The organism is Stieleria sp. (assembly GCF_041595215.1).
GTDB lineage: Bacteria > Planctomycetota > Planctomycetia > Pirellulales > Pirellulaceae > Stieleria > Stieleria magnilauensis.
On sequence record NZ_JBFHKV010001009.1, the window covers coordinates 1 to 3,151 of the forward strand.

Genomic DNA, 3,151 nt, shown 5'->3' on the forward strand with positions numbered 1-3,151 from the left:
AAGTCGGGTCAGAAGTTGCGTCGCATTTTCGAGGTATCGATTCACCTCCTTGGCTTCGGTCGTCTGACCGACGAGTCGCTTGGCATAATCTTGGCCCTGTCCAAGGTGTTCTTTCAGGTCCGCCAACAGCCGTCGTCGTTCGACCAAACGGTCATATTCGGCGGCGGCTTCGCGTAGCACGTCCACCAATTCGTCGGGGTCCCAAGGTTTGGTGATGTAGCGAAACAGCCCTCCCTTGTTGATCGCGTCGATCACCGCTTTGATGTCGGCATAGCCGGTGAACACCATGCGGATGGCATCGGGGTATTCCGATTTCACCTTGCCAATGAATTCGACGCCCGTCATCTCCGGCATCCGTTGGTCGGTCATCACGACGTGGATGGGATGCTCGCGCAGGATCTCCAACGCTTCCGCTCCGCTTTCGGCGGTGTAAAGGTTGAACTCACGTCGCAACAAACCCTTGATCGAAAACAGGATTTCGGGTTCGTCGTCAACGATTAAGATCGAATGTTTCAACGGCGTCTTTCCGGTCATCGTCACTCCACGCAAATGTCATTCGGTTTTGGGGCGTGGCGGTAGCGTCACACGGAAGGTGCTTCCCCGCCCCATTTCGCTTTCCACTTCGATCGTACCGCCATGGTCACGGACGATCCCGTAACTGATCGCCAGGCCTAAACCGGTTCCCCCGCCGACCGGTCTAGTCGTGAAAAATGGATCGAAAATGCGTGGCAGGTGCTCGGCTTCGATGCCACTGCCATGATCTTCCACTTCGACGGTGATCGTTCCTTCCTCGTCCGCGGACGTCCGCACAACCACGCGCCCACCGGGCGCGGTTGCTTGGATGCCGTTTAGCAATAGATTGTACAGTACCTGATGGATCTTGGCCGGATGGCAAGTCACGCGCGGCAAATCGTCGCGCAGGCACTTTTCCACGGAGACCTGACCGGCTTTCATTTTGTGGGCCAGCACTTGCAGGGTCGACGTGATCGCCGCGTTGATATCCATCTCATCGAGTTCGGCTTCGTCCAGTCGAGCGAAATCGCGAAGATTATTGACGATGTCGCGAACCCGTTTGAGTCCCTTGGACGAACTTTCAAACAGCCGCGGCAGGTTTTCTTCGGTCCATTCCCAATCGCAGTCCTCTTCCAACTGACGAATTTCGTCAGCCAGATCCGGTCGGGCCGCTACCAACGATTCACTCAGCCGGCGGTAGCTTGAAAGGGTTTCGGCCAGGACGGCGACTTCGCGGCGGAGCACCGACAAATTATTGGCGACGATGGAGATCGGGTTGTTGATTTCATGCGCCATGCCGGCGGCCAGTTGTCCCAGGCCTGCGAGTTTCTCGCTTTGCACCAACGCGGCTTGCGTTTCGCGGAGTCGGCGGTTCTGTTCGGCCAGCGATTGTTCCAGCCGGATGATCCGCTCGCCTTCGCGGACACGCACACGCAACTCCTCGGTATCACATGGCTTGATCAGGAAATCATCCGCCCCAGCCTCCATCGCATGGACCAAATCCTCTTTTTCCGATTTCGCCGTCAGCAGGATGATGTAGGTGTAGTCGGGCGCCTGACTGGCGCGGATCCGCGTGACCAGTTCCAACCCATCCATTTCGGGCATCATCCAATCGCTCAGCACGAGCGGAAAACGCTCCTGTTGGTAACGCTCCCAGGCCTCGGCACCGTTCTCGGTTGCGACGATTTCATAATCCCATTGTTTCAGCGACTCGACCAACACATGCCGCATCATCGCCGAGTCGTCGGCAACCAGTATTTTCATGACCGGCATTTCCTTGGCGAGGGTTCCAGCTGCGACGTCTGCCCGCTGTAGCGTCTGTACGCAATCCGCTACAGCGCTGCAGTTTACGGTATAGTTTGGCAGGTCTCGTCAGGCTAGGTGGCAAAACCGGGAATCTTGACGGACCAGGAGAAATGAATCGACCTGCCGTCAAGGCACGCTCCCCAAGCTCAACAGGGCGATCGATGACGACGAAGCAACAAGCTGCCGCGGTGTTTTTCGGGTTCCTCTCGTGTTTCGTCGCCTCGGTCGCCCACGCCCAAGGCATCGTCACGCTGCAATCCGTCCCCGCGGAGCGTGAACCCATCACCGCCGATGAACCCTTGACGGAACAGTTTTCAGCTAAGCAGGCGGCGATTTATTTGGATCGTGCCGCGCTGACCTGGCAGAAAGAAAAGAAATGTGTGACCTGCCACACGAACATGCCCTATCTGTTCGCCCGACCGGCTCTGGCGTCGATCCAACAGGACTCGGGCGAGGTTCGTGAGTTCTTCGAGCAATACCCCAAGGTGCGTTGGAAGAACAAGGCACCCTCAGAGCGACAAGGGTTTTGGACGATCGTCGTCGCTGCCGCGCTGACGTTCAACGACGTGCAGACCACGGGCAAGCTCAGCCCGGTCGCCCGCGAGGTGTTGGATCTGATGTGGACCGTGCAGCGTGAAGACGGCGGATGGGTTTGGCCGGATTGCGACTATGCGCCGATGGAGATCGACGACCATTACGGCGTCACGCTCGCGGCACTCACCGTCGGGATCGCACCGGACGGCTATGCCGACACGGAAGCAGCCCGCGCGGGTCTGGTCAAGCTCCGTCACTACTTGGAACATGACCCGCCCAAATCACTGCATCACCGAGCCATGATCGCTTGGTGCTCGCTGCGGATCGACGGTATCGCCGACGACGAACAACGGGCGAGAACGCTGCAGCAACTGCTCGCCCTGCAACGCCCCGACGGAGGGTGGTCGACGTCCGGTTTCTTGTCCGACTGGAAAGGTCTTCAGCGCGACGACGGCGAACCCTTGGATGTCCAGACCAGTGACGCGTACGGCACCGGATTGGTGATCGTGATCAGCCGTGAACTGGGCGTGCCGGCGGACGATCCGCGATTGAAACGCGGCGTCGAGTGGTTGCTCACCCATCAACGCGAAAGCGGAAAGTGGTTCACGCGTTCCCCCGTCAACGACGCCGGTAATCTGATTTCCAACACGGGAAGTGCGTTGGCCGTGCTCGCCCTTCAGTCCTGCGGAACGCTGCCCGGTTGGCCGTTGGGCCGGTGACGCTGAACCGCAGGACAACGCTGTGAAGCATTTTTTAGCGGCAGGGCGCGAGCCCTCCGGTGCTTCGGGAACGATGAGCG

General features: G+C 58.9%; 3 protein-coding genes. 1 reads left to right on the forward strand and 2 read right to left on the reverse strand.

From position 1 onward, the window contains the following. Both ABX749_RS27395 and ABX749_RS27400 read right to left on the reverse strand, forming a co-directional pair. On the reverse strand, nucleotides 1-534 hold a 534-nt coding region (locus tag ABX749_RS27395; RefSeq protein WP_372898828.1), incomplete at its 3' end, for a response regulator. Nucleotides 535-552: 18 nt separating this feature from the next. Next, nucleotides 553-1,776, reverse strand: coding sequence for a sensor histidine kinase (locus ABX749_RS27400; protein ID WP_372898829.1), 1,224 nt, complete (start codon nucleotides 1,774-1,776; stop codon nucleotides 553-555). Nucleotides 1,777-1,979: 203 nt separating this feature from the next. On the opposite strand from ABX749_RS27400, the gene ABX749_RS27405 reads away from it, so the two are divergent. Then, nucleotides 1,980-3,071, forward strand: coding sequence for a prenyltransferase/squalene oxidase repeat-containing protein (locus ABX749_RS27405; RefSeq protein ID WP_372898830.1), 1,092 nt, complete (start codon nucleotides 1,980-1,982; stop codon nucleotides 3,069-3,071). Nucleotides 3,072-3,151 lie beyond the last annotated feature (80 nt).